Genomic DNA, 23,673 nt, shown 5'->3' with positions numbered 1-23,673 from the left:
CAGGACTAAACTCAAAATATGTCATTCTTTTTATAGAATGAATCTCATTTCTCAAAAAAGAAAATTGTGCAATGCTAGTGTATGCTGGAGCAGATTTTTTTAGCAATTATGCTTTGGCACTATATCACAAATCTTTACTGAGCATTGACCTAAGCCACACATTCATTTGAACATAATTTAAAATTAATCTTTTGAAAAATAAGCATCAAAACGACAAGCGTCACCTAACCATTGATGATCTGGCGTTTGTTCCGCAAGGAAGACGGCATGACGTGGACGCTTCACAATCACGCGTTTGGCGACTTGACGAGCCAAAGCGAGTAACTCATCACCTAAATCCATTTCACCATCTTCGGGTAACAACATATGCAAAAGTTGCATTTGCTTTTTAACCTGTGCTTGTTTTTTGATTGCCTGTTGATTTTGATCACGTTGAGGAAACATTGGATCTAAATACACAACATCAAGAGTTTGATTCTGCTGTTTGAGTTGTTGTAAGTAAAGTGCTGAATCTGCAAATACCAGCTGAATTCTTGATGCTGTTGTCTGTAGATACGAATCTTGTTTGGCTTGATGATGTGCATCTTCCAACAAACTAAATAGTATTGGATTTCGTTCGACCAATTGCACTGTCGCACCCAAGTGTGCCATCAACAAACTGTCATGTCCTAACCCCGCTGTTGCATCAAGCAAGTTTGGTTTTTCAGACAATTGGCATGCTCGCGCCAGCATTTCCGACTTTAGACTCGCACGTTTTAAACGAGGAATTTCTGCCTGCCAATCTGGTCGCATTTTCATGCCATTTGCACATAGCCATAATCCAGAAGCATCGACACAAAGCGCTAGTTCAGGATTTAAACGTAAAAATCGAGCATTTAATTGCTCAATCAAGCAAAATTCTACCTGAATACCACGTAAAGAAAGCACAGCATGATAATGCTGTGCTTTCTCAATATCTTTAGCTTGGTAAAATAAGCGAAACTCGCTTACCATAATTTCCAACCAGTCAAGAATAATAATAAAATCAATATACCAGAAGCTATGCGGTACCACGCAAAAATCATAAAATCGCGCTTAGCCACATAGGCAACCAACGCACGAATCAAAAGTAAGGCAGAGATAAACGAAACAACAAGCCCAACGGCAATGACTGTCCAATCCTCTAAACCTTCAAATACATGATAACTCTGATATAGATCCAATAAACCTGCACCAATAATCACAGGGATACCTAGGAAGAATGAAAACTCTGTTGCCGCTTTACGAGAAACCCCTAAATACATTGCACCGATAATCGTTGCACCCGAACGTGAGGTGCCTGGAATCAAAGCAAGAATTTGAATTAAACCAATCCAGACCGCTTGCTTAAAAGTTATATTCTCCACTTCTACCGCATTAATTTTAGGTGGATTCTTCTCCACCCAAATAATGATTAAACCACCAATGATTAAGCCTAAAGCGACAATAACATCATTAAAAAGCACCTCTTTAATGACTTGCCCAAAAGTTAAGCCGACCAAGACAATTGGAATCGAAGCAAAAATAAGGCTCAACCCTAAACGACGGCCTTTTTCTTCACCTGTGACCATACCTGTCGCAGCATTCCACAAACGCGACCAATACTCATAAATCACGGCGGCAATAGCACCAATCTGAATTGCGACAACGAAAACCGCACTTTTCTCAGTTGTCCAGAAATCCATCAATTCCGATGCCAAAATCAAGTGACCTGTACTTGAGATTGGTAAGAACTCAGTAATACCTTCGACAATACCCATGATCGCTGCTTTAAGCAGCAGTAACAAATCCATACCTAACCCGCTTTACCTTGTTCTGGAATTTTTTTCCATGCATCATCACGTAAATAAACAGGAAGTGCATATTCTGCATCGACCCATTTATGTTGTGTTGCATATACTTTTGCAATACTGGCGATATCTTGTGCGGTTGCCACAATGACTTGCGAACTTTCCTGGCTAGCCTGGATGAGTGCAGCACCAGAACCGACTGCAATAAATTTGCAATATGCCGTAGCTTGCTCGTAATTCAATAATTTCTCATCATCAATCGCCTGCATAATTCCATGTTCATCAAGGCTAAAATTGGCAATATAAACTTCTTGCATACGTGCATCGAGTACAGCTGTAACTTGCTGCATACCTGTATGACGAAATGCAGCTTGTGCTAAAGCCTGTAAACTGGAAACCGGAATCACAGGCAAGTCTTGTGACCATGCCAATGCCTGTGTCACTGCAGCATTAATCCTTACTCCACTGAAAGAACCTGGTCCACGACTAAATGCGATTGCATTGACATCTTTGAGTTGGGTGTTTGTTTGTAATAAAGCATCTTCAATTAACGGTAAGATCGTCTGGGTTTGTGCTTTCGCACGACTATCTAATTGAAAATAGAGCTCTTGAGTCATATCAACCAATGATACGGAACACTGCTCATTTGCAGTTTCCAACGCAAGCAACTTCATGCGAAACCTTAAGCGAAGTATGATGAAAAACGAGCGATATCATAACGTACTCCATTCTCATATTCGAGTTGTTCTCCATTTAGATACAAAAAAGCCAAACTTCTGTTTGGCTGGTTTTATTTCAAATAAAGATATCGATTAAAAGCTAAACGGTTCCATATCTATAAAATTTTTATAATGCTCTGCATAATGTAATGCACTTAAACGTAAACGCGCTGCGCCCTGTTCATCTATCGTCTTTACCACTTTTCCAGGCGCCCCCATCACGACAGAATTATCAGGAATGACTTTGCCTTCTGGAATTAACGCATTTGCCCCAATAATACAATTCTTACCAATCACAGCATTATTCAGGACAACCGCATTTATACCAATCAGTGAATTATCACCAATTGTACAACCATGTAACATTGCCTGATGTCCAACCGTCACATACTCACCGATATTGAGCTCGATACCGGCATCAGTATGTAAAACAGCATTCTCTTGAATATTGGAAAAATGGCCTATACGGATCACACTATTATCTGCCCGTACCACAGCACCAAACCAAATACTGACTTGACGTCCTAACTCCACCTGCCCGATTACAGTCGCATTAGGCGCAGCCCAACCATCCCAAGGTTCATGTAATGCTTTTGGACTCAATCCTTGATATTTATACATCATGATAAAAACTCGTTTTGTTAGACAAAATTAAAACTTAGACAAACCAAAATTTGGTGGATTAACAAGAAAAGGCCAATTCTTTTGATAGCCCAATCCATATTGAAATAAAGAAATCAGCATTCGGGCAGTCAGCCCCCATACAATTTCACTTTCCACCTGCATACTCGGGAAATAAATCGATTGTCGAGCTAAACGCACCTCGTAAGGAAGTGGAGGTGCCTCAATCAATGCTTGTAGATCTGCAAAGAAAATGCGATCAATTTCAGAAGGCTGAGCAATTAAATCCACATGTGCAGGAATCAAACCAACAATTGGTTTCACAGATAAACCACTACGTGCACGCTGAATCGGAAGATCACCTAAAAGTTTTACATCAAATGGATTCAAAGATGTTTCTTCTTGTGCTTCGCGTAGCGCAACCACAATATTACTGGTATCACTCGGATCACGCTTGCCGCCAGGAAATGATACCTCACCCGCATGTTGCGATAAATGAATAGAACGACGTGTCAATAACACACGAGGCTGCACTTCCTGTGTTATTGCAATTAACACAGCTGCATCTGCTTGTTGGATTCGTTTGGAAAAACGCAACCGTTGTTCTAAAAGCTGTATTAACGATGGCTCTTCCATAGGACTCATCTCTTGTTTTCATTTTTCATCATCATAGCCGAAATTTTAACTGCAATCATAGAGGATGATGCGAAGTCGTCAAAATTCGGTTATGCTGAGCTATCTCTCTCGCTGATGATAATTATGAGCTTTTGCGTTGCGTGTGGGCATCAAACCGAACAAAAAATTCCTTTAGGTGATCATAGATTAAGATTGGTCTGCACAAATTGTGGCAACATTCACTACGAAAATCCAAAAGTGATTTGCGGAGCTTTAGCCATTTGGGATGATAAAGTTTTACTATGCCGCAGAGCCATTGAGCCACGTTATGGACTATGGACATTACCTGCTGGATATATGGAACTTTTTGAAACCATGGAACAAGGTGCTGCTAGAGAAACTCGAGAAGAAGCTGAAGCTGAAGTTGAGATTGAACAACTCTACTGTATGTATAATATTCCACGTATTGGACAAATCTACGTGTTGTTCAAAGCACAATTAAAACAAGGGTTATTTGGCGCTGGCGAAGAAAGTCTCGAATGTCGATTGTTTGAAGAACATGAAATCCCTTGGACAGAACTCGCTTTCCCTAGTGTTGAACAAACATTAAGACATTATTTTTCTGATAGAAAACAAGGTTTATTTACAACTCACCTAGAAACACTTGGCACGCGTTTAGATCACACTGGCTAGATAAAAAAGACCGCAAATTGCGGTCTTTAAATGAATCAAGATTTTACTTTTATCGCATTACAGGCAGGAATGTTTTGATTTGCGATTCGAATACTTGCAGTACCTCTATAACCTTTCGCAAACTCACGCTCTTGAGCTGTTGGCTCAACATATTTGCTCTTATCCGTATCTTTGTTATCATAAATATTGATATACGTGGTCAGATATAAAGCATAATTATTTAACCAGGAAGCTGTATTATTTGAAAAGTTCGTTAAGTTAATACCACTTGCTTGTCCATTTAATAAATTGTGTACGTTAATTTTTGCCCCCCCAATATTCAACTGTCCATCTAAAGAAGTGAAATTTAGGCCTAGCAATACACCTTCAAGTGCACCAAATCTTGGATTTGCTAAAATCATACGTACAGTAATTGATTTATCATTTGCTGAATACAAAGCTCCGCCCGTTGTACCAATTCGATATTGTATTACACCATTTTCATCGATAAATGTACCATTAGATTGTGGTTCAGCCTTAGCACAAACACCAGACATATCTGTAGCAGTTGCATCTTTTTTAATGTCAGTACGAATATCACCATGCTCATCAATTACGATACCCAAATCAATTGGTGAAATACTACTATCCTGAAATCTAAAGGTTAAAGTTGCATATAATGGGAAGGCAAAGCGTTGTCCTGATTGAACATTCTTTTCTGTAGTGAATACATCTTTTGGTAGATAACTTGCTGGATTGATCTTAAAGACATCCGTTACACCTTTATAGTTTATGCTATTAATACTTTGCTTCCATAAACCCAAATCTTTGGCATTATTAAATGGGTCTGTCGCTTTCGCTTTTGTCAATTGTCGATAAACTGCTTCTGTACTTGCGATATTTGATCCATTAATTAATTTACCTTGTGTGATTAATAAATCTTCAGCAGGATTATCTGTATTCAATGTAAAGCGTAAAGGCTGATCTGGGTTAATCTCTTGATTAACCAAATTAAACCAATTTTTTTGTGCCGTAATTTGTAACTTTTCGGGTTTAACTTTTGTAATCAATGCTATTGGTGGGGATACAACATCATTCGTTATGACTGGCGCGCCTTTCCACTGTTGTCCATAACCAAGAATATACCCTTGACGATCTGTTAATAATTCAAAACGCCCCATAGAGTGTAATAAGTTTGCGCCTTTACCGTCCTTAATATCTAAACAATCTGTGTAAAGCTCTCTGTTACATCCAAATAAACCATCAGGGAAAACTCCACTCCCTTCATTTGGTATATCAATGACTCCATTACTTCCTGCTTTAAAAATTGGCAATTCTGCATACCATATTCCCATATTACTTAAATTAAGTAATTGGTTAACGATTGTAAATGCTTGATCATCATTGATTTTGCTCACATCTAACCATGGTTCAATAAGGCCAATATATTCACCACTATAAAATTCTGCGCCTCCAATTTCTCGACTAATATTCTTTAATTGATTTCTTTTTTCCTGTGTGATCTCTGTTGGTTGAATATCACCAATCACATTACTTTTCTTTTCTGCACCTAAACTTTGGAAAATTTTAACCAATGCCATAGCAACAAGAGTTGTATCATCACTCTTGCTTACTTCTGTAGGAGTTTTGCCTGTTAAAGCCATCGCTAAATCGAAAACTCTAATACGCGCTGGTACACCCACTTTTGTTTTCGTTATATTATCTAAATGAATCGTACCCAAATCAATTCTAGGTGATTCCTCACCCTGAATATAAAAGCTTACTCTATCACCTAATTTACAGGCTCCTGTCACAGCATTACTATCAAGTTTCGTTGCAAAATGATTAATATTGTCACTACTACAATCAAAATTAATACCTGCAATTGGGTAGTCTAAAACAAACTGCAAACAATTATCTTGCCGCACATCACAACTGGTACTTGATGTAACCCCTGTAACACCTTTCCTTGGATCTTCATTAATTTTAGCGCTTTCACCACCACATCCATTTAATAGAATAGCTAATGCTGAAAGTGCAAATGGCAATACAATCCTTTTTTTCATAAACACTTCATCCTAAATATAATTACTGTATAACAGAAATTTTGATTTGACCTTGATTGGTGAGCCTATTTTCAGGAAGATCAACTGCAGAAGCTAATGGGGTCATCATGACATATTTCACATTAGCTGGAACTTTAATAACACCATTAATTGCCGCATGCTGTAATAGATTTGCACGAGTTTCACCATTTTTGAAACCGCTAACTCCCTCTTTAACACACCCTTTTTCATCTAAAAAAACGACTAAAGGCCAATAATAGACTGGTTTTTCAGCACTTGCGGCATAAGAATCAATTTGTAAATATTGAATTGAGCTATCTAATTTCACGAGATCATATTCAAACTTTTCTTTTAAAGGCTTACGAGGCCATAGCCCAACATCCTTTTTAGACGTTAATGTTTTAATTGATTTTGAATAATTTTCCAAAAAACATTGATCATCTTCAAAAGCAAGTGCAAGATCTTGTGTTGACAACCGTATATAACTTTCAGATAACGCAATCGGTACAGTAGATTGAACAGAACGATTTAATAATTTATCTAAAACCGAACGACTCACACCTTTTTTACGTTCAACCGTTTCAAGGCGACCACTTCCGTCTGGCATCATATAGAATCGTTTTTTCCCGTCTAAATTAAACTCCTGATCTTCTAGATAATCGCTATTTACATATTCGATACCATCAATTTTCTCAAATGCACTATGAGACTTTTCTTTAGCGATTGGTTTATTCTGTGCAACAGCAATATTACTAGTCTCTGTAACAGATGAAGATTTTTGCGCTTGTACAATAGAAGCTTTCACTTCTTTTTCAACTTTAGAAGGCGGAGTATATTTTTGCTGTGTGGTAGGATTAACTCGCTCTGCCTGAATCACTGTCGGTATTGTTTCAGATTGAGTGTTATCAGCTTTTGATGCGAGAGATTTGACAGAATCGATTCGTGGAGCTAAAGGCTTGGTTGTACCTAAGTTTATTTCTGCTTGTTGAATTTGCGAAGATTCCGTTATATCAATATTTTTAACTTTACTTTGATTAGACAACACCTTATCTACTTGTTTTTTTTCAACAACATCCTGTTTTGCATTACGTGTAGGAACAATCATTGGACGACCATCTGGCCCAATGATTGTATAAAAACCATCAGCGTAACTATTTGAGCCATTTGCACATGCGATAGCCAATATTAAAATCGCAAACTTAGGCCCTTGTTTAATTATATTTTGCATTACCATCTTGTTCTATAGTTAATACCGAGTAGAGTCACTTTGGTATTGGTTTTAATATCAAGCCCTGCATATGGATTGAGTAAGATATTATCAACCCCCGTTTTGTTGGCTAGACTACTGGTATTCGCAGGAATATCATCACGACTACGTAAGAAACCAATAGATAAATCTAAATCTGTATCTTGATCAAAGCGATAGCCTACACCAAGCCCAAACAATTGTGCATTGTTGATCGGAACCATTGTATTTCGCTTATCATCAGGAATAGAACTTGTCCGTGGTTCATAACCTATACGTAGTTTTAAACGATCCGTCGCAGAATATTCAAAACCAATCCCCCAACGCCACGAAGATTGGAAATTTAAAGGTAATGCTAATGAACGTTCAGTAATATCAGCAGATAACAATTTTGCGACTTTTAATAATGAGATTTGTCGATCAAATTCAAATTTAAACTTATCCCATGCAGAGAAATCCGTCCAACCAATATCGAAATTCATTTGTAAATCTGGAAATATTTTATATTTTATCCCTGCTTTGAAATGCTGAGGATATTTAAAATCCATTGCCACTAAACCAGACTCTACCGCTGGCGCATAGCTTGGAAAACCAAGAATTGCTGCAAGAATCTGCCCTGTTGCTGATGAGTTTAAACCTGCAATCAACTGTTGCGGTGCTTCAGCAACATTAATCAGGTATTTGCCATGCAGACGCATTTTGGCTTCACTCTGGTACACCATCCCAAAGCTAAAATCATCAGTTGGTTCCCATAGTAATCCTAAATTATAGCTTGGACTTAATGATTGCTCCATAGCAATATCAAGTGAACCCATTTTATTAAATGGGTTCATCCCTTCTTTAGCATTACACATACCAAAAAGCAGTAAACCGGTAATAATATCGCCATTGCCTTTAAATGGAGCACAGACAACCTCATCAACCATACGCAATACCCCAATCATTTCATTGGGAAAGCGTAAATCAGTTTTCATTGCAATTGCTTGGTAGGACATACCAAATGAAGCACCAATAGCTAAATGATCATTCACTTGATAACCAAAAGACGGTGATAAATAAGTAATACGCTCTAATGCAACTTGTTGTCCCATGTAGTTACTTGGGTTACCATCTTCTGCGCCAAAGCCTGCTACCAGTGGAGCATAAATAGATGTCGCATACGTGACCTTAGAACCAGGCGGTTTATAGGAAATCCCAGCTGTAGGCGCTGCCAAAGGCATATTCGGCCCTAGGTCAACGATTTTCTTTAAAATTGGAACATAAATACTGGCATACTCGACATCTCCAGACACAGTTCCTTTAAAATCTGTACAGATTCGTGCATCGATCTCAGGGCCATCATTACAAACCAAGGGATCATCAGAGTAACCAAAAACGTTATAACCTGCAGGTGCTGTATAGTCTCGTTTAATTGAAAAGTTAGCTAAAATCCCCTGAACATCGGTTTGTAAACCATCAAGTTTCGCCAGTGCTGCGGGATTAAAATGAACCGCACTAATTCCTGGAGGGTCTGCTGTTACAGCATTCCCCAATGCCAAAGATCTGAGATCAACAGATAAGTCTTGCCCAAGCTGAGCATGAGCAATATTGGATAGTCCCGCAATTAAAATACTAATCGTCAAGGGACATAATTTAGGGTATTTCACCTTCACATCTCCTTAACGCAGCTTCTTGCCGAAACCTATAATATCAAGCGGGAAAGACAAGCCCAAAGTAACGTCTGGTGCATCTTCGGTTAAGCCAATCCCAACTGTTCCATTAACAATTGTGGCTGGTGATACACGGACGCCTAAAGCAAAGGACAGCATGGAACTACTTTGATCAGCGGATTTAAAGCTTTCACCATTTTTAAAATAGAACTTGGCACCCGTATTGAAGCTTTGTTGATAGGACATCGTCAGTGAAACATCGTAGTTAAACGAATAAGCGAAACCAAACGCAAAACCACCACTTAGACCAGGATCAAAACTATCCAAAATACGTGGCCCATTCGCACCACCACCACGTAATTGATTTAAGCCCGTTTCTTTAAAACCATAACTTGCAGAAACAGAACTAAATAAAACCACTGGATCAATATATTTACGGGTACTGACACCACCACCCACAGAATAGTAGCCCTTACCTGTAGATAACTCATCAATCGCAATTTCATAAGGACTGTCCCCAGTCTTAGTCGATGCACTACCAAAAATGATTAAAGGAAGGCGACCTTGTTTCAGTGGAAATGGTTCCCAACGCGCACTAAAAGAAATATCTCCTAAACCTGCAGCCGTTTTATCATCTATTAATTGTTTTTTTGCCATAAAGGGCAACGATGCAGATAAAGTCAGGTTATCCAAGACACCATATTGCAAAGTAAAGGTATTGGTCAGAGTATGGTTCGCATCCTCTTCAACACGGTAGTTATTTAAACGTCCATCTTCCAATGATGCATCAATACGGCTATCTCTATAATAGGTATAATCAATATCATAATATGAAGATATAGTCCCCTTCTTGATCAAAGAATATTGACGCTCGCTTGCCGTAAAGACCTCTTGTAAATTTGCTTCTTGTGATGCATCACCTTCTTGTTGTTGCAAAGCACTCGCTGCTTGATTCGCACCACCATCTGGCACAACAACCGACTCAACCACATCACCTGCTGATGTTTCTTGCTCAGCTTGCACTTGCTCAGCATAATCTACTTGAGGTTGTTCTTCAGCATAAAGAGTTGTTGTGATTGCACTTAAACTTAAGGCAAGCACACTCATATTCATCCATTGATTATTCATTCTAACATCCTACTTATGCATTTAATTTACTAAAACTTAAGAACTATTTGCGCTTATAGTACATTCGCATATAAGTCGTTACTGGTTGGTTATAACGAGTTGAATCTGGATTGGTATCTATAACTCGGCGCATCGTCGAAGCACGATCGGCTAAACGCTCAAAACGCGGCGTTTGAAACTGAGTATCCACAAGTGCATATTTATTGATTGTCGCATCTTCAACATGTCGCATATCCGCATCTTGTAAAGCCAAAAGATTCTTTCGATATTGTTCAGGTACATCAACCAAAAAGAGCGTGTTATTATCCCAGACCTCTTTGAAACGTGTCTCATCAAAACTGATATTTCCTAATGCCGGATCAGCGACATAAACACGCCCATCTTTATATGCCTTATAAACAACGAAATGCTTAAAGCCAGCATAAGTAATTGGAACAATTGCAGGCTGCTTTAATGCAGCAAGGTCAGAAAACTGCCCTCGATAGCCCCCGCTATTTAACCCTAATGCAGCCACAAACCTTTTCATATCTAACAAAGAAAAGCTACGACGCTCAATGATTCGCTGATATTCACCATACTGTAGTAAACCAGACATTGTTTGCTGTTCTGTTAAACTCAAACCAGCATAACCATTTAATAATGTAGTTAATGCTGCTGAACCACAGCTATAATCGTAAGCCTGACGTACAATACCGCGGAACTGATCTTCCACAGCAGGCTTAATAGTGACGGCTTCGCGGTGATTCCGTGTAAACGAAGGATTACGAGAGTCTAGGGTTTCTGTATAATACACAGTCCCATCTGGTTTTTTTTCTATTTCAAAGGCTTGCGTTGTAAAGTAATACATCAATGCCGAGCCTAAAGCGATCTCTAACATAAGTCTCTTTTTCTAACCGTGGCAGCACTTGCCTTATTCATTTTATTTTTAGTGTTTCAATCATTAAAACACTACGTCCCTGCATGTTGAAGATACCTTTTTTTATGAAAAAATACAGCTTTTTTTTATTTTTTTTGACGAAATGTATATTTTCTTTAATAAGACCAGCTTTATGTATCCATAAAAATATCTGTAAGGTACTTTTAGTTCATAAAGATTATTTTCAATAAACAAAAAAAGCGCAAAATGCGCTTTTTTTGTTTGAAAACTGATTAGTGACCAGAAATCGTGATGGTTGATGAGCCAACATTTAAACCTTGGATTTCAATATCACCAATTGATGCGTTAGTAGCACCAGTTGCGCTAGCACCTAAACGCACACCTGCGATATACACATTCATATTTTGAGTACTATTATTTTGTATACGAAGACCCGCATTCGTTACAGAAATATCTGTATCAATATCAAGATCACCTGTAGCATTGTCACCACGAACATAAATATTGTCTAGGTAGATTTGACCACCACCAGCAGCATCATTAATACCAAGGTTAGAAATCGTCAAACCACCTTGCAGAGTAGAATCCAACTTGATCATCGCACCTTGTGGTGTAGCACCCAATTGAACATTTGCAGAGATCGCACCTAAAGATAGGTCTAGGCCAGTAAGAATTTCAGAAGTCGTACCTGTTACACCACGAACAGCAGTTGTAGTATCAGTTAATTCAGAGCCATTTGATGCAGCAACACCAATCGAACCAATACTAACATCTACAGCACCAACATTTGCTGCGATATTCAGGAATGCACCTGAAGTACCCGCATCAGTATCAATCACTAAATCAAGTAAATTACCAGTACCACTTTGAGTGATAGAAAGACCATCAATTGAAATAGCACCTGCTACACCAGTAGCACCAGTAATACCTGTTGATGTTTGCAAACCATCGTTATCGTGAATATATAATTTATCGATAGAAATACCAGTAGAATCTAAAGCAATACCGATATTAATCCCATCTTGACCTGTTGCAGCGCTTAGTGCAGCATCATCCATTGACTGCATAGCCATTGCATTTGCGCTAATCGCCATTGAAGAAACTAAAACTAGTTTAGTAAACATTTTCATTGAGCACTCTCCCAAGAGCATTTATTTTTTTGACTTTCACTACTCTAAACTGTCCACTGTCGTTTTTCTTTAATGACAACCTGAACTTCCAATCCTTGAGTAGTTCGCTTAGCAAGTACTAAATTACTCGTTTGTTATTTTATGTTCAACTCCTGTTAAATGTTTTTTACCAATAAACCGATAAACGGCTGAATCATTAAAAAGTTGACTAACAGCCAGAGATAAACAATAAACATATAAAATTTATAATAATTTAAAGAAATATATGCTTGTTTTTACGTGCGCATTTTCAAGAGATGCCGCTTTATTCTACTGACAGAAGCTCAATATCAGGGATGTAACAAAATACAAATGAGCTTCAACAATATGCAGAAAAAATCAGTTTGATTAAAATTTATTTTTCGATATTCATTCAAACAAATATTCGATGTTTTTTTAATCTGACGTATCAGTAGATTTTTATTGGTTGTAGTACAATTTGAAACCTCAAATACAGATGAAGTCATTGTTGTTTTATGTCTTATTTTAATCGCAAGCTTAATACGCAACTCACATCTGCATTTGACCTGCTATTGCAATTAGATGGTTTGACTGGCTTAACCTATTTGTATGATCAAAACAATCCAATTATCGCATTTTCACCTAAAGCATTCTTAATTATAGAGCGTTCGACACTACAACAATTTGATCGTATTGAATTTGATCAATATCAGAAGAGCACCACGACATCAATTTTAGAATTCACCAATTTAGACCCAACCTCGCCTCCAAAGGCAAACAATGTCAGTTTCCAAGGGGGCTATATTGGATTTTTTAGTTATGACTATGCAGCACAACTCAATATTGACAATACTATCCGCTCACAACCTTGTTTTTTCTTAGGCAAATATCAAACGTTCTTAAAGTTCCAAAATAATGCTTGGTATTTCCATAGCGATGAAGACGAAGCGCAATACATTTATGATCAAATCTGTCATCGATTAGAACAGCCCCAAAAAAATGTGAAACTTAACTTAGTTTCAAAATGCCATCCGCGCTGGTCAAAACAACAATATATGGATGCTTTTGATGAGGTCCAAGAATATATTAAAGCTGGGGATTGCTATCAAATCAATCTAACGCAAGAATTTAAAGCGAAAGTCGAGGGATCATTGTTGAGTCAGGCCCAAGTTTTGTGGGATCTCACACATGCACCTTATGCAGGGTATCTTAATATTAGTAATTTTGAGTTACTAAGCTGCTCTCCAGAACTATTTATTGAGTTTCAAGCCGAGCGAAAAATCAAAACACGCCCAATCAAAGGCACCATGCCACGCTTTAATGACCCTAAACAGGATCAAATTTCGAAGAATAAGCTGAGCCAATCTGAAAAAGATCAAGCTGAAAATGTGATGATCGTAGATTTACTGCGAAATGATTTAAGTGTATATGCCGAAACAGGATCAGTAGAAACAACAAAACTGTTTGAAATCGAAAGCTTTAACCAAGTCCATCATATGGTCAGTGAAATCACGGCAACATTAAAAGAGGAAATCAACCCAATGCAAATGTTGCTGTCCGCCCTCCCTGGGGGCTCGATTACGGGTGCACCTAAAATTCGTGCTATGCAAATCATTGAGGAGTTAGAAGGTGCTCCGCGTGGTGCATATTGCGGTAGTCTCGGTTATTTTAATTTTGATGGGACGGGCCGTTGGAATATTTTGATCCGCAGTATTCAAAAATATCAAAATGAATTATCAATATGGGCTGGAGGCGGTATTACGATCGCATCAGACGCGGAAGCAGAGTATCAAGAATGTTTTGATAAAATTTCTGCCATGATTGATTTACTCAATACATGGCAGCAATCCGAAAAATAAATATCGGTTTATAATATCTTTGTTTTGAGCGTCTCAACCAAACGTTGATTTTGCTCATCCGTACCGATCGTGATACGCAAGAATTGATTAATTCTTGGTTTATTAAAATAACGAACAATAATTCCCTGTTCACGAAGCTGCTGAGCAAGCTGTGCTGCATCATGTTGAGGGTGCGTAGCAAAAATAAAATTTGCCTTTGACGGTAAAATGTTGAAGCCAAGCGTATTTAAATCATTAACCAATTTCTCTCGACTTTGAATCACTTTTTGGCATTGTGCTTCAAAATAACCTTGATCTTCAAATGAAGCGACTGCTGCTGCAATCGCGAAACGATCAATTGGATAAGAGTTAAAACTATTTTTTACCGCTTCAAGTGCAGCAATTAAATGACTTTGTGCAATCGCAAAACCCACACGCAGACCGGCAAGCGAACGTGACTTAGATGTCGTTTGGCAAACAACGAGATTGTCATAACGACTGACTAATTGAACAGCTGTCTCAGCACCAAAATCGACATAAGCTTCATCTATCACAACCACACGATTTGGATTTGCCTGTAATACTTTTTCTATCTCTGCCAATCCTAACGCAATACTTGTAGGCGCATTGGGGTTGGTAATAATGATGCCGCCATTTTCTTGTTGATAATCTGAAACATCTATTTCAAACATTTCATTCAATGGAATTTGCTTCGTTTCAATCCCAAAAAACTGACTATAAACAGGATAAAAACTATAAGTAATATCAGGATAAAGGATCGGTTCTTTTTGAATAAAGAATGCTTTAAAGATATGAGCCAACACTTCATCAGAACCATTACCAACAAAAACTTGCTCAACATCCACATTTTGCTGTTTTGCAATCGCTTGTTTTAAGGCAGTTGCATCTGGATCAGGATATAGACGTAAAGCATCGGCTTGATTGGATAATACAGCTTGAACAGCTTCTACCACCTTTGGTGAAGGCGGATATGGATTTTCATTGGTATTAAGTTTAAGTAAATTCTGAATTTTTGGTTGTTCACCAGGCACATACGGTTCTAGTTCACGAACCTCAGGACTCCAAAAACGCATTTGTTCTGTTGTAAACGTCATTTTCTATTCTCTTGTTACCCCCTCCTAACCTCGCCCCAAGGGAGAGGAGTCTTCAAACCTATTTCACATGTATCGTGACAAGTCCCCTCTCATTTTAGGAGAGGGTCAGGGAGAGGTTTATATTTTTTATAGTGCTAGGCTACAGCACTCACTTCTAGTTCAAACTTCATAACGGTAACGTGCTGAACGTGCGTGAGCATCAAGATTTTCTTGCACTGCGAGTACATCAGCAGTTTTCGCTAGGGTTTTAACCCCATCTTTTGAGCACATAATCAAACTTGAGCGCTTTTGAAAATCATATACACCTAATGGCGATGAGAAACGTGCAGTGCCCGATGTTGGCAAGACGTGGTTTGGTCCTGCACAATAGTCTCCGATTGCTTCTGGTGTATAACGTCCCATAAAGATCGCACCAGCATGACGAATGTCTTGACTCATCAATTCAGCATCATCCAAACAAAGTTCCAAATGCTCAGGGGCCACTTGGTTGATCAACTCAACCGCTTCTGCTCGGTCTTTGACCAGTACCAATGCACCACGATTTTGAATTGAAGTTCGCGCAATTTCTGCTTTCGGCAATTCATTTAAATGTTTTTCAATCGCAGCTTCAACGGCATTGAGAAGCGCTTCATCAGGTGTAATGAAAATCGCTTGAGCAACTGTATCGTGTTCGGCTTGAGATAACACATCCATTGCTAACCAATCGGCATTATTTTCACCTTCAGCATAGACCAAAATTTCAGAAGGCCCCGCGATCATATCAATACCGACTTGACCAAATACGGCACGTTTCGCTGCTGCTACAAATCGATTGCCTGGTCCAGTAATTTTGTCTACAGGAGGAATAGTCTGTGTGCCATACGCCAACGCAGCAACAGCCTGCGCACCACCAATGGTAAAAACTCGACTAACACCAGCCAAATATGCTGCGGCTAAAACCAATGGATTCAGTTCACCATTCGGTGCCGGAACCACCATAATAATTTCAGGTACACCCGCAACATGTGCAGGTAAAGCATTCATCAGCACAGAGGATGGGTAAGAAGCTAACCCACCTGGCACATAGATTCCCACCCGATCAAGCGGAGTAACCTTCTGCCCTAAGGTATTACCTAGTTCATCTACGTAAGTCCAACCCTCTTGCTTCTGCGCCTGATGGAATGAACGAATACGTTTTGCTGCCAACTCTAAGGCTTCACGGATTTCAGTACTTAAACCGTCAAAGGCAGTCTTAAGTTGTGCTTGTGTCAGTTCTAAATCAGAAAATTGATGCGCTGGATGTCGATCAAACTGCTGCGTTAACTTAAGTACATGATCATCGCCATGCTGACGAACATCGGCAATAATCTGGTCTACAGTTTGAATTAGTTGAGGATCATTCACAGTTTCAAATGCCAAAAGCTCAGCAAATGTTTGTTTAAAATTCTGATCCTGAGTCGATAAACGTCGCATCAATTTACCTACAAGGTGAAAAAGAGAACGCTAAGTTTACTCTTTTTAATCAGATTTGTGGGGGCAATATCTGCTTAAAAAATCAATAGTAAAGAGCGAATTCTTCGATAAACCATGAATACCGCTTCATCAAGACAAAACCCCAATAAACAATAATAAAATTTATAAAATAAAAACAATATCTTATAAAATATTTTTTAACTTTCTGTCACAACTTCACTTTCTGAATCGTCAATTTAGTAACGCTATTGATTTAAACGAGGAACATTAAAAATGGCAAAGCTAAATACTCATCCGAAAACACATTTACCAGAAGCAATTCGGTCTCTCTATCAAGTACATCAAAATATTGACGACTCTGCTTTACTGGAACGATCCCTCTATCATCTTGTTCTGCTACAAGCCTCGCAAATCAACCAATGTTCTTTCTGTGTCAAGATGCACATTGCTGAAGCACTAGCTGACGGGGAAACACAAACACGTTTAGATCGCTTGATTGTTTGGCGTCACTGTTCGGATTTTAGTGCGCAAGAAAAAGCTGCATTTGCCTGGGTAGAAGCACTCACCCATTTACAACCGCAAACAGATTACCAACCACTTCGTGTCGAGTTACTTAAATACTTCAATGAACAGCAAATCTCTGCTTTAACTTTATTGATTGGCATGATTAATTTGTGGAATCGCATCGGCATTTCGCAACACTAAAATTAAATGAATAGACCAACCAATATCAGTCAAGACGACTTAAACCTATTTCAGGCAAGCCGAACATTTTTGTTTGGTCTTGCCTATCGACTTTTAGGTTCAACAAGTGATGCTGAAGATGCTTTACAAGATGTTTTTATCAAATGGCAACAGCAACCCAAACATGAAATTATCTATCCACAAGCTTGGCTTACCACCATATGCACAAGACATTGTATTGATCTATTGCGCTCTCATCACAAATCTCGGACAGATTATATCGGAACATGGTTGCCTGAACCCTATCATCATACTGAAGAGTTATTGGTCGAATCAGATTACACCCTTTCCACTGCCTTTCTGCTCATCTTAGAAAAACTGTCTGTCAAAGAGCGTGCCGCTTATATATTGCATGAGATATTCAATCTTGATTACGCTGAAATTGCAGACATACTTTTAGAACAGCAAAATTATTGTCGCCAATTGGTGACTCGCAGTAAGAAACGGATTGCAGAGCAGCCCAAAGTACTTTCGACCATACCGACTTCTCATCAGATAACTTTGCTGAATGCATTCAAAGATGCGATTCATTCACACAATCTAGAGCAACTTAAAGCACTTTTAAGTGAAGATATTTTATTTACAGCCGATGGCGGTGGTAAAGTTTCCGCAATTCGGCAACCCTTTACGGATCTGAACAGTGTATTACGCTTTTTTGAACGTTTACTCTTTCAAGCATGGACTGAGTTATCTTGGGAAATGTGTTATTTGAATGGCAATATCGGTTTCAAACTATATGATCAGCAACATCATTGTGTGATCGTACTAACTTTTCATTTTGATCAACAGCACATCTCCGACATTTATGTTTTGCGCAACCCTGAAAAACTCTAATAAAAAAGGCCAACCTTAGTTGACCTTCAATATTTCATTCGAAATTTTTTAGCGATTATTAATCGCCTGCTCAAGCTGCGTCAGAATCGGATTGAGTAAAGCTTGTTTACGCTTAAAACTTGCTTTGTTGACGATCAAGCGAGATGATACTTTGCAAATTTCTTCCAAAGGCTCCAAACCATTGGCACGTAAAGTATTACCTGTATCTACCACGTCAACAATGTAATCACCTAAACCAACCAAAGGTGCAAGCTCCATTGATCCGTAAAGTTTAATCACATCAACCTGCTCACCTAAGCTTGCATAGTATTGACGGGTTAGATTGACATATTTAGTCGCGATCTTTAAACGACCTTTCGGACGTTCCATACCTACTTTACCTGCAGTCATTAACTTACAGTTTGCAATTTTTAGATCAAGCAACTCATAAACATGTTGTGCACCATGTTCCATCAATACATCTTTGCCCGCCACACCAAAATCAGCTGCACCATTTTCAACATAAGTCGGCACATCAGAAGCACGTAAAATTAAAATACGAACTTTTTTATGGGTGGTTGGAAAAATTAATTTACGAGATTTATCAGGATCTTCAAGTAAATTGATACCTGCATTTTCTAGTAACGGTAATGTTTCCTTTAAGATACGACCTTTACTGAGTGCTAAAGTTAAACCATGATCAAAATTGCCCATCACATCAAAATTTGGATCATCGTTTCTTAAGTCATTCATCCTTTTACTCGCTTAATCTGAGCACCTAAACTTTGCAACTTTTCTTCCACGCGTTCATAACCACGATCTATATGATAAATACGATCAACTAGTGTTTCCCCCTCTGCAACCAATGCAGCAAGAACTAAAGAGAAAGAAGCGCGTAAATCAGTTGCCATAACAGGTGCTGCTTGAAGTTTTTCGACGCCTGTTACAACCGCATCATGTCCTTCGACTTGAATGTTAGCACCCATACGTGAAAGTTCAGGGACATGCATAAAACGGTTTTCGAAAATCGTTTCTGAAATCGTTGCAAAACCGCGACCAATCGCATTGACAGCCATAATTTGTGCTTGCATATCGGTCGGAAATTCAGGGTGTGGTAAGGTTCTAAAACTCACAGCTTTAGGACGCTTGCCCTGCATATCTAATTCAATCCAGTCATCACCACGTGTGACTTCTGCACCCATTTCCTCAAACTTATCCAACACTGCTTCAAGCAAGCTAGGATCGGTATGTGTCGTTTTGACTCGACCACCCGTAATCGCAGCTGCAGCCAAATATGAACCCGTTTCAATACGATCAGCGACCACAGCATATTCACAGCCATGTAAACTTTCTACACCCGTTACCACAAGCGTATCCGTATCTAAACCTTCAATCTTGGCACCCATCTTGATCAGCATTTGCGCAAGATCAGTAATTTCAGGCTCACGTGCTGCATTACGAATCGTGGTTACACCATCTGCTAATGCTGCTGCCATCAAGATATTTTCGGTACCACCCACAGTCACCATATCAAAAATGACTTCACCACCTTTCAAGCGACCATCAACTGAAGCATGCACATAACCATTTTCAACTTCGATCTGAGCACCTAAAGCTTCTAAAGCCTTTAAATGTTGATCCACTGGGCGAGAACCAATCGCACAGCCGCCAGGTAAAGAAACTTTTGCTTTTCCATAGCGAGCTAATAATGGTCCAAGCACCAAGATTGAAGCACGCATGGTTTTTACCAGCTCATAAGGTGCAAACTGATTGTCTAATGTCGAAGCATCAGCACAAACCGTTTCACCTTCGTAGCTCATGGTCACACCTAGACCAGCAATCAATTTTACTAATGTATTTACATCTTTTAGATTTGGAACATTGGTAAGCGTAATCGGAGAGTCAGCTAGAATCATCGCTGCAAGTAAAGGTAAAGCTGCATTTTTAGCACCAGAAATGCGCACTTCACCCTCGAGCTTAACACCGCCCGTAATTAAAAATTTATCCATTAATATTTAAGCTCCGAAAAGGCTTGCTTTGCGCCATTCGTCTTTTGTCATTGCACGAATCGTTACAGCATGAACTGCACCACTCGCAATATAAGAATTTAAAGGTGCATAAACGGCTTGTTGACGACTAACGGTACGTTTACCTTCAAATTGATCATCAACAATACGTAGGTCAAATTTTCCAGCTTGTCCGCTCACTGCTACTTCTGCTTCAGGGAAAGCTTCTTTTAAAATTTGCGTGAGCTGCTCACTATTCATTACTAAGACCTCTTATACAACCACTGGTGTAAAACGCGTTATTTTACTATAACTTTTTCACTTAATTCAGTATACAGCTTCTTTTTTATCAATAAAAAAAAGAGGCTCAACAAAAAGCCTCTTTTATAAAATAAAAATCAACTTAAAAGTGCAAGTTCATGTTGATAAGAACATTGTATTTTTCTATGTTTTGCAAGTTGTCTTTTTAATTTCTCTGTTAATTTTTTGATCGAAGTATACATATCATCAGCTGTTGCCTGTGCAAACAATTCTACCCCCGGAAGACGAATAATCGCCTCTGCAATATGGTTTGCACTCCCCTTATGTGACCGCTTGTCTACCTGATGGTCCTTAGCCAGCTTGATCTGCATACTGTTCACTTGATCCAGATGCTTGGTCATATGGCTAAACTTCTCTTTTATATTTTCTTCAATTGCTGGTGTAATGGTTAAATGGTGTCCACGAATTGTTATTTGCATAATTCTATCCCTCACCTTTTTCTCAGGATTCGAGAACGTCGCTTAAGCAAATTTAATGCACATTTTGTGGTTCAACATCCATTAAATCATTTTCAGCGACTCCTCTAGTGATCATTAAAAGATTCATTATTTCGTAATAATGAACCCCTAGAATAGTCACACCTTGAAATTTAGATCAAGACTTTTCTTTCAGAAGATGATGGAATATGTAACGATTCACGATATTTTGCCACCGTACGTCGTGCGACCTCAATCCCTTCTACTTTCAGCATTTCAGCAATTGCATTATCTGACAATGGCTTACATGGATTCTCATTTGAAACCAACTTTTTAATCATGGCGCGAATGGCTGTAGAAGATGCTTCCCCACCCGTTGTTGTTCCCACATGACTTGAAAAAAAGTATTTCAATTCGAATAGACCGCGCGGTGTAAGCATATATTTATTTGTCGTTACACGAGAGACGGTGGACTCATGTAATTCAACTTCTTCAGCCACATCTCGCAAAACCAAAGGTTTCATCGCTTCAGGACCTTGTTCTAAAAATGCACGTTGATGCTCAACAATACAGGTCGCAACTTTCAATAAAGTTTTATGACGTTCATCAATACTTTTTATAAAATTTTTCGCCTCAAGCATTTGATTACGCAAATAAACGTTATCATCACTTTGATCCGCACGACGAATCATTCCAGAATAAAAAGAGTTAATGCGCAATTTTGGCATAACATCAGGATTGAGTTGTACCTGCCAATGTAAATCCTTTTTACCGACAACTACATCGGGGACTTGATACTCAGACTCTTGTTGATTAAATTCTAGTCCTGGATAAGGTTTTAACGTTCTTAGCAAATCAACGGCTGACTTCAATTGTTCTTTGGATAGACCCGTTTGTTTCAATAATTTGTTCAAGTCATTTGAAATGAGTAACTCATAAAATTTAAGAAGATTCTTGGCTTCACTCACATAAGGCACATGTTCATTCAATGCTTCAAGTTGAATTCTCAAACATTCGGCCAAGTTTCGAGAGCCTACTCCTATCGGATCTAAATGTTGAATATGCTTAAGAACAACGATAATTTCATCCAACTCAACCTCTTCATCACTTTCCATTTCATCTAGAAAGCGTGTGGTTGCTAACTGAATATCTTCAAGTTCTGCATCTAAAAATCCCTTTTCATCAAGAGAGTCAACAATGCAATAGGCAATCAACTTATCGATAGAAGAAAAATTCAACAAATTAACTTGCTCTAAAATATGCTCTTTTAAATTATGTTGAACCTGACGATTATCTTCTCGTTCTTCATATTCAGGAGAGCCTAATGCTGTTGATTGATGTGTGTATATATCATCCCACTCGGTATCAACAGGTAAATCATTCGGCAAATGATCAGCATTTAATTCAGTCGTCAAATCATCATTTTCTTTACTTTCCAAAGTAGAAAGACTCTCAGTTATGCCTGTTTCTTCTATTTTTTCTAGTAAAGGATTACTATCAAGCTGAATCTGAATTTCTTGTTCCAATTCTAAGCTTGATAACTGCAAAAGACGAATTGCCTGTTGTAATTGAGGAGTTAACGATAAGCTATTCGCAACTTTCAATCCAACAGATAATTTCATAGTCTTTCCTTTTTGTTTAAACAAGCAAAAAACATGCCTATAAAAATATTTATAACATAAAGTCATGTTTACGCATATAAGGAAAATTCTTTTCTACTGACTGATTTGTTCAAAAAAATAGCGAAAGTATAAATATTTATGTAATACGGAGTCTACTTTAACCTCAACGCCCTCTGGAAAATGATAGTTCAAGTTAAATGGGAACACTTATCAGAGCAGACTGAATCTTTTTATGATGAGGAAATATCAGCTACTTTATATTTTGCTGCTTTAGGCATTCAATCATTTCATCCAATACTTTCTGCCCCATCGTTGTTCGCACAAGCTCATTTAAATCCCCTGAGAGAAAATCAGACCAAGTCGTACTTGCTGAACCAGAAGAATGTGCATAACGTCCACAAGCAGACCAGACCTTTTGATCTGATGTAATAGACGCTACATATAGCTCACCTTCAGGATCATCCAATATCCATTCGCGAATAACTCTAGGTGCTTGATATTTTTTCTTAGGTTTTTCTAACGACTTCCATACTAAAAGCCCTAAATAGACAATTCCAATAGCAGATAAAAGTTCATAGAGAATCATATCACTCCTAATAGCATTTCTTATTTAGCATCTAATTAGGATAAAAATAGCACGACTCGTTAAATATTGGCTTCTATTTTTCTTTTTCCACTGACGATAACCCCCCCTCAGCGTTAGCGGAGGGGGTGTTTAGATTTAAAAGCTGGCGATGACTTACTCTCACATGGCAAGTGCCACACTACCATCAGCGCGAAGAGGTTTCACTTCTGAGTTCGGGAAGGGATCAGGT

The 23,673-nt window shown here is 38.5% G+C and carries 23 protein-coding genes and 1 rRNA gene; 4 read left to right on the top strand and 20 right to left on the bottom strand.

The annotated features are described in order from the left end of the window. Positions 1-183: 183 nt before the first annotated feature. The 5 genes from DK207_RS13460 to DK207_RS13440 all read right to left on the bottom strand — a co-directional run bounded on the left by DK207_RS13460 (position 184) and on the right by DK207_RS13440 (position 3,793). Positions 184-993: a class I SAM-dependent methyltransferase gene (locus DK207_RS13460; protein WP_109441616.1), complete on the bottom strand. Its 810-nt coding sequence runs from the start codon at positions 991-993 to the stop codon at positions 184-186. Continuing rightward, positions 987-1,811 (bottom strand): undecaprenyl-diphosphate phosphatase, encoded by an 825-nt coding sequence (locus DK207_RS13455; protein WP_109441615.1) that lies wholly within the window; start codon positions 1,809-1,811, stop codon positions 987-989. The genes DK207_RS13460 and DK207_RS13455 overlap by 7 nt, the downstream gene beginning before the upstream one ends. Before the next feature lie 2 nt (positions 1,812-1,813). Continuing rightward, positions 1,814-2,482, bottom strand: a complete 669-nt coding sequence (gene tsaB, locus DK207_RS13450) for a tRNA (adenosine(37)-N6)-threonylcarbamoyltransferase complex dimerization subunit type 1 TsaB (protein ID WP_109441614.1) — start codon at positions 2,480-2,482, stop codon at positions 1,814-1,816. A 138-nt stretch (positions 2,483-2,620) separates the two neighbouring features. Then, positions 2,621-3,148, bottom strand: coding sequence for a gamma carbonic anhydrase family protein (locus DK207_RS13445; RefSeq protein ID WP_162540238.1), 528 nt, complete (start codon positions 3,146-3,148; stop codon positions 2,621-2,623). 30 nt (positions 3,149-3,178) lie between these two features. Next, the gene (locus DK207_RS13440; RefSeq protein WP_162540237.1) at positions 3,179-3,793 is read right to left on the bottom strand and encodes an NUDIX hydrolase; all 615 of its coding nucleotides are present in this window, start codon (positions 3,791-3,793) and stop codon (positions 3,179-3,181) included. Positions 3,794-3,907: 114 nt separating this feature from the next. On the opposite strand from DK207_RS13440, the gene DK207_RS13435 reads away from it, so the two are divergent. Further along, positions 3,908-4,456 carry an NUDIX hydrolase gene (locus DK207_RS13435; RefSeq protein WP_109441611.1) on the top strand — a complete coding sequence of 183 codons (549 nt, stop codon included), beginning with the start codon at positions 3,908-3,910 and terminating at the stop codon, positions 4,454-4,456. A gap of 35 nt (positions 4,457-4,491) precedes the next feature. Here DK207_RS13435 and DK207_RS13430 read toward each other — a convergent pair whose 3' ends face one another. From DK207_RS13430 to DK207_RS13405, 6 genes are all read right to left on the bottom strand, one after another. Further along, positions 4,492-6,501 (bottom strand): hypothetical protein, encoded by a 2,010-nt coding sequence (locus tag DK207_RS13430; protein ID WP_109441610.1) that lies wholly within the window; start codon positions 6,499-6,501, stop codon positions 4,492-4,494. Positions 6,502-6,523: 22 nt separating this feature from the next. Further along, the gene (filE, locus tag DK207_RS13425) at positions 6,524-7,729 is read right to left on the bottom strand and encodes a putative pilus assembly protein FilE (protein WP_109441609.1); all 1,206 of its coding nucleotides are present in this window, start codon (positions 7,727-7,729) and stop codon (positions 6,524-6,526) included. After that, positions 7,729-9,393, bottom strand: a complete 1,665-nt coding sequence (locus tag DK207_RS13420; RefSeq protein WP_109441608.1) for an OmpP1/FadL family transporter — start codon at positions 9,391-9,393, stop codon at positions 7,729-7,731. The genes filE and DK207_RS13420 overlap by 1 nt, the downstream gene beginning before the upstream one ends. A 12-nt stretch (positions 9,394-9,405) precedes the next feature. Then, positions 9,406-10,524, bottom strand: coding sequence for a hypothetical protein (locus tag DK207_RS13415; RefSeq protein ID WP_109441607.1), 1,119 nt, complete (start codon positions 10,522-10,524; stop codon positions 9,406-9,408). 43 nt (positions 10,525-10,567) lie between these two features. Further along, entirely contained in the window at positions 10,568-11,401 is an 834-nt protein-coding gene (locus tag DK207_RS13410) for a C39 family peptidase (protein ID WP_109441606.1), read from the bottom strand. A 272-nt stretch (positions 11,402-11,673) separates the two neighbouring features. Next, on the bottom strand, positions 11,674-12,531 hold the full coding sequence (locus tag DK207_RS13405) for a DUF6160 family protein (RefSeq protein ID WP_109441605.1): 858 nt from the start codon (positions 12,529-12,531) through the stop codon (positions 11,674-11,676). 515 nt (positions 12,532-13,046) lie between these two features. Here DK207_RS13405 and pabB point away from each other — a divergent pair. Further along, entirely contained in the window at positions 13,047-14,390 is a 1,344-nt protein-coding gene (gene pabB, locus DK207_RS13400) for an aminodeoxychorismate synthase component I (protein ID WP_109441604.1), read from the top strand. Between the two features lie 8 nt (positions 14,391-14,398). Here pabB and hisC read toward each other — a convergent pair whose 3' ends face one another. Both hisC and hisD read right to left on the bottom strand, forming a co-directional pair. After that, positions 14,399-15,484, bottom strand: a complete 1,086-nt coding sequence (hisC, locus tag DK207_RS13395; RefSeq protein ID WP_075316120.1) for a histidinol-phosphate transaminase — start codon at positions 15,482-15,484, stop codon at positions 14,399-14,401. A gap of 159 nt (positions 15,485-15,643) precedes the next feature. Then, the gene (gene hisD, locus DK207_RS13390; protein WP_109441603.1) at positions 15,644-16,936 is read right to left on the bottom strand and encodes a histidinol dehydrogenase; all 1,293 of its coding nucleotides are present in this window, start codon (positions 16,934-16,936) and stop codon (positions 15,644-15,646) included. A gap of 273 nt (positions 16,937-17,209) precedes the next feature. Between hisD and DK207_RS13385 the strand changes: the two genes are divergently transcribed. Both DK207_RS13385 and DK207_RS13380 read left to right on the top strand, forming a co-directional pair. Further along, positions 17,210-17,641, top strand: coding sequence for a carboxymuconolactone decarboxylase family protein (locus DK207_RS13385; RefSeq protein WP_109441602.1), 432 nt, complete (start codon positions 17,210-17,212; stop codon positions 17,639-17,641). A 6-nt stretch (positions 17,642-17,647) separates the two neighbouring features. Continuing rightward, positions 17,648-18,514, top strand: coding sequence for a sigma-70 family RNA polymerase sigma factor (locus DK207_RS13380; RefSeq protein WP_109441601.1), 867 nt, complete (start codon positions 17,648-17,650; stop codon positions 18,512-18,514). A gap of 48 nt (positions 18,515-18,562) precedes the next feature. Here the strand turns inward: DK207_RS13380 and hisG are convergent, their stop codons facing one another. From hisG to rrf, 7 genes are all read right to left on the bottom strand, one after another. Next, positions 18,563-19,246 carry an ATP phosphoribosyltransferase gene (gene hisG / locus DK207_RS13375; protein WP_004799890.1) on the bottom strand — a complete coding sequence of 228 codons (684 nt, stop codon included), beginning with the start codon at positions 19,244-19,246 and terminating at the stop codon, positions 18,563-18,565. Beyond that, positions 19,243-20,502, bottom strand: coding sequence for a UDP-N-acetylglucosamine 1-carboxyvinyltransferase (gene murA / locus DK207_RS13370; RefSeq protein ID WP_109441600.1), 1,260 nt, complete (start codon positions 20,500-20,502; stop codon positions 19,243-19,245). The genes hisG and murA overlap by 4 nt, the downstream gene beginning before the upstream one ends. A gap of 6 nt (positions 20,503-20,508) precedes the next feature. Continuing rightward, positions 20,509-20,760 (bottom strand): BolA family iron metabolism protein IbaG, encoded by a 252-nt coding sequence (gene ibaG, locus DK207_RS13365; protein WP_004637997.1) that lies wholly within the window; start codon positions 20,758-20,760, stop codon positions 20,509-20,511. Between the two features lie 137 nt (positions 20,761-20,897). Next, positions 20,898-21,239, bottom strand: coding sequence for a ribosome hibernation-promoting factor, HPF/YfiA family (hpf, locus tag DK207_RS13360; RefSeq protein WP_109441599.1), 342 nt, complete (start codon positions 21,237-21,239; stop codon positions 20,898-20,900). 170 nt (positions 21,240-21,409) lie between these two features. Next, on the bottom strand, positions 21,410-22,858 hold the full coding sequence (locus tag DK207_RS13355; RefSeq protein WP_109441598.1) for an RNA polymerase factor sigma-54: 1,449 nt from the start codon (positions 22,856-22,858) through the stop codon (positions 21,410-21,412). A 250-nt stretch (positions 22,859-23,108) separates the two neighbouring features. Further along, entirely contained in the window at positions 23,109-23,444 is a 336-nt protein-coding gene (locus tag DK207_RS13350; RefSeq protein ID WP_109441597.1) for a hypothetical protein, read from the bottom strand. A gap of 140 nt (positions 23,445-23,584) precedes the next feature. Then, a 5S ribosomal RNA gene (gene rrf / locus DK207_RS13345) occupies positions 23,585-23,673 on the bottom strand; the annotation flags it as partial.

Source organism: Acinetobacter haemolyticus (genome assembly GCF_900406815.1).
GTDB lineage: Bacteria > Pseudomonadota > Gammaproteobacteria > Pseudomonadales > Moraxellaceae > Acinetobacter > Acinetobacter haemolyticus_A.
Note: the sequence above shows the minus strand (reverse complement) of the source record. Positions and strands in the feature narration are given on the sequence as shown.

What these genes read in the sequence shown, in the direction of transcription:
- DK207_RS13460 (WP_109441616.1), bottom strand. Translation starts at nt 993, where the DNA reads ATGGTAAGCGAGTTTCGCTTATTTTACCAAGCTAAAGATATTGAGAAA.
- DK207_RS13455 (WP_109441615.1), bottom strand. Translation starts at nt 1,811, where the DNA reads ATGGATTTGTTACTGCTGCTTAAAGCAGCGATCATGGGTATTGTCGAA.
- tsaB (WP_109441614.1), bottom strand. Translation starts at nt 2,482, where the DNA reads ATGAAGTTGCTTGCGTTGGAAACTGCAAATGAGCAGTGTTCCGTATCA.
- DK207_RS13445 (WP_162540238.1), bottom strand. Translation starts at nt 3,148, where the DNA reads ATGTATAAATATCAAGGATTGAGTCCAAAAGCATTACATGAACCTTGG.
- DK207_RS13440 (WP_162540237.1), bottom strand. Translation starts at nt 3,793, where the DNA reads ATGAGTCCTATGGAAGAGCCATCGTTAATACAGCTTTTAGAACAACGG.
- DK207_RS13435 (WP_109441611.1), top strand. Translation starts at nt 3,908, where the DNA reads ATGAGCTTTTGCGTTGCGTGTGGGCATCAAACCGAACAAAAAATTCCT.
- DK207_RS13430 (WP_109441610.1), bottom strand. Translation starts at nt 6,501, where the DNA reads ATGAAAAAAAGGATTGTATTGCCATTTGCACTTTCAGCATTAGCTATT.
- filE (WP_109441609.1), bottom strand. Translation starts at nt 7,729, where the DNA reads ATGCAAAATATAATTAAACAAGGGCCTAAGTTTGCGATTTTAATATTG.
- DK207_RS13415 (WP_109441607.1), bottom strand. Translation starts at nt 10,524, where the DNA reads ATGAATAATCAATGGATGAATATGAGTGTGCTTGCCTTAAGTTTAAGT.
- DK207_RS13410 (WP_109441606.1), bottom strand. Translation starts at nt 11,401, where the DNA reads ATGTTAGAGATCGCTTTAGGCTCGGCATTGATGTATTACTTTACAACG.
- DK207_RS13405 (WP_109441605.1), bottom strand. Translation starts at nt 12,531, where the DNA reads ATGAAAATGTTTACTAAACTAGTTTTAGTTTCTTCAATGGCGATTAGC.
- pabB (WP_109441604.1), top strand. Translation starts at nt 13,047, where the DNA reads ATGTCTTATTTTAATCGCAAGCTTAATACGCAACTCACATCTGCATTT.
- hisC (WP_075316120.1), bottom strand. Translation starts at nt 15,484, where the DNA reads ATGACGTTTACAACAGAACAAATGCGTTTTTGGAGTCCTGAGGTTCGT.
- hisD (WP_109441603.1), bottom strand. Translation starts at nt 16,936, where the DNA reads ATGCGACGTTTATCGACTCAGGATCAGAATTTTAAACAAACATTTGCT.
- DK207_RS13385 (WP_109441602.1), top strand. Translation starts at nt 17,210, where the DNA reads ATGGCAAAGCTAAATACTCATCCGAAAACACATTTACCAGAAGCAATT.
- DK207_RS13380 (WP_109441601.1), top strand. Translation starts at nt 17,648, where the DNA reads ATGAATAGACCAACCAATATCAGTCAAGACGACTTAAACCTATTTCAG.
- hisG (WP_004799890.1), bottom strand. Translation starts at nt 19,246, where the DNA reads ATGAATGACTTAAGAAACGATGATCCAAATTTTGATGTGATGGGCAAT.
- murA (WP_109441600.1), bottom strand. Translation starts at nt 20,502, where the DNA reads ATGGATAAATTTTTAATTACGGGCGGTGTTAAGCTCGAGGGTGAAGTG.
- ibaG (WP_004637997.1), bottom strand. Translation starts at nt 20,760, where the DNA reads ATGAATAGTGAGCAGCTCACGCAAATTTTAAAAGAAGCTTTCCCTGAA.
- hpf (WP_109441599.1), bottom strand. Translation starts at nt 21,239, where the DNA reads ATGCAAATAACAATTCGTGGACACCATTTAACCATTACACCAGCAATT.
- DK207_RS13355 (WP_109441598.1), bottom strand. Translation starts at nt 22,858, where the DNA reads ATGAAATTATCTGTTGGATTGAAAGTTGCGAATAGCTTATCGTTAACT.
- DK207_RS13350 (WP_109441597.1), bottom strand. Translation starts at nt 23,444, where the DNA reads ATGATTCTCTATGAACTTTTATCTGCTATTGGAATTGTCTATTTAGGG.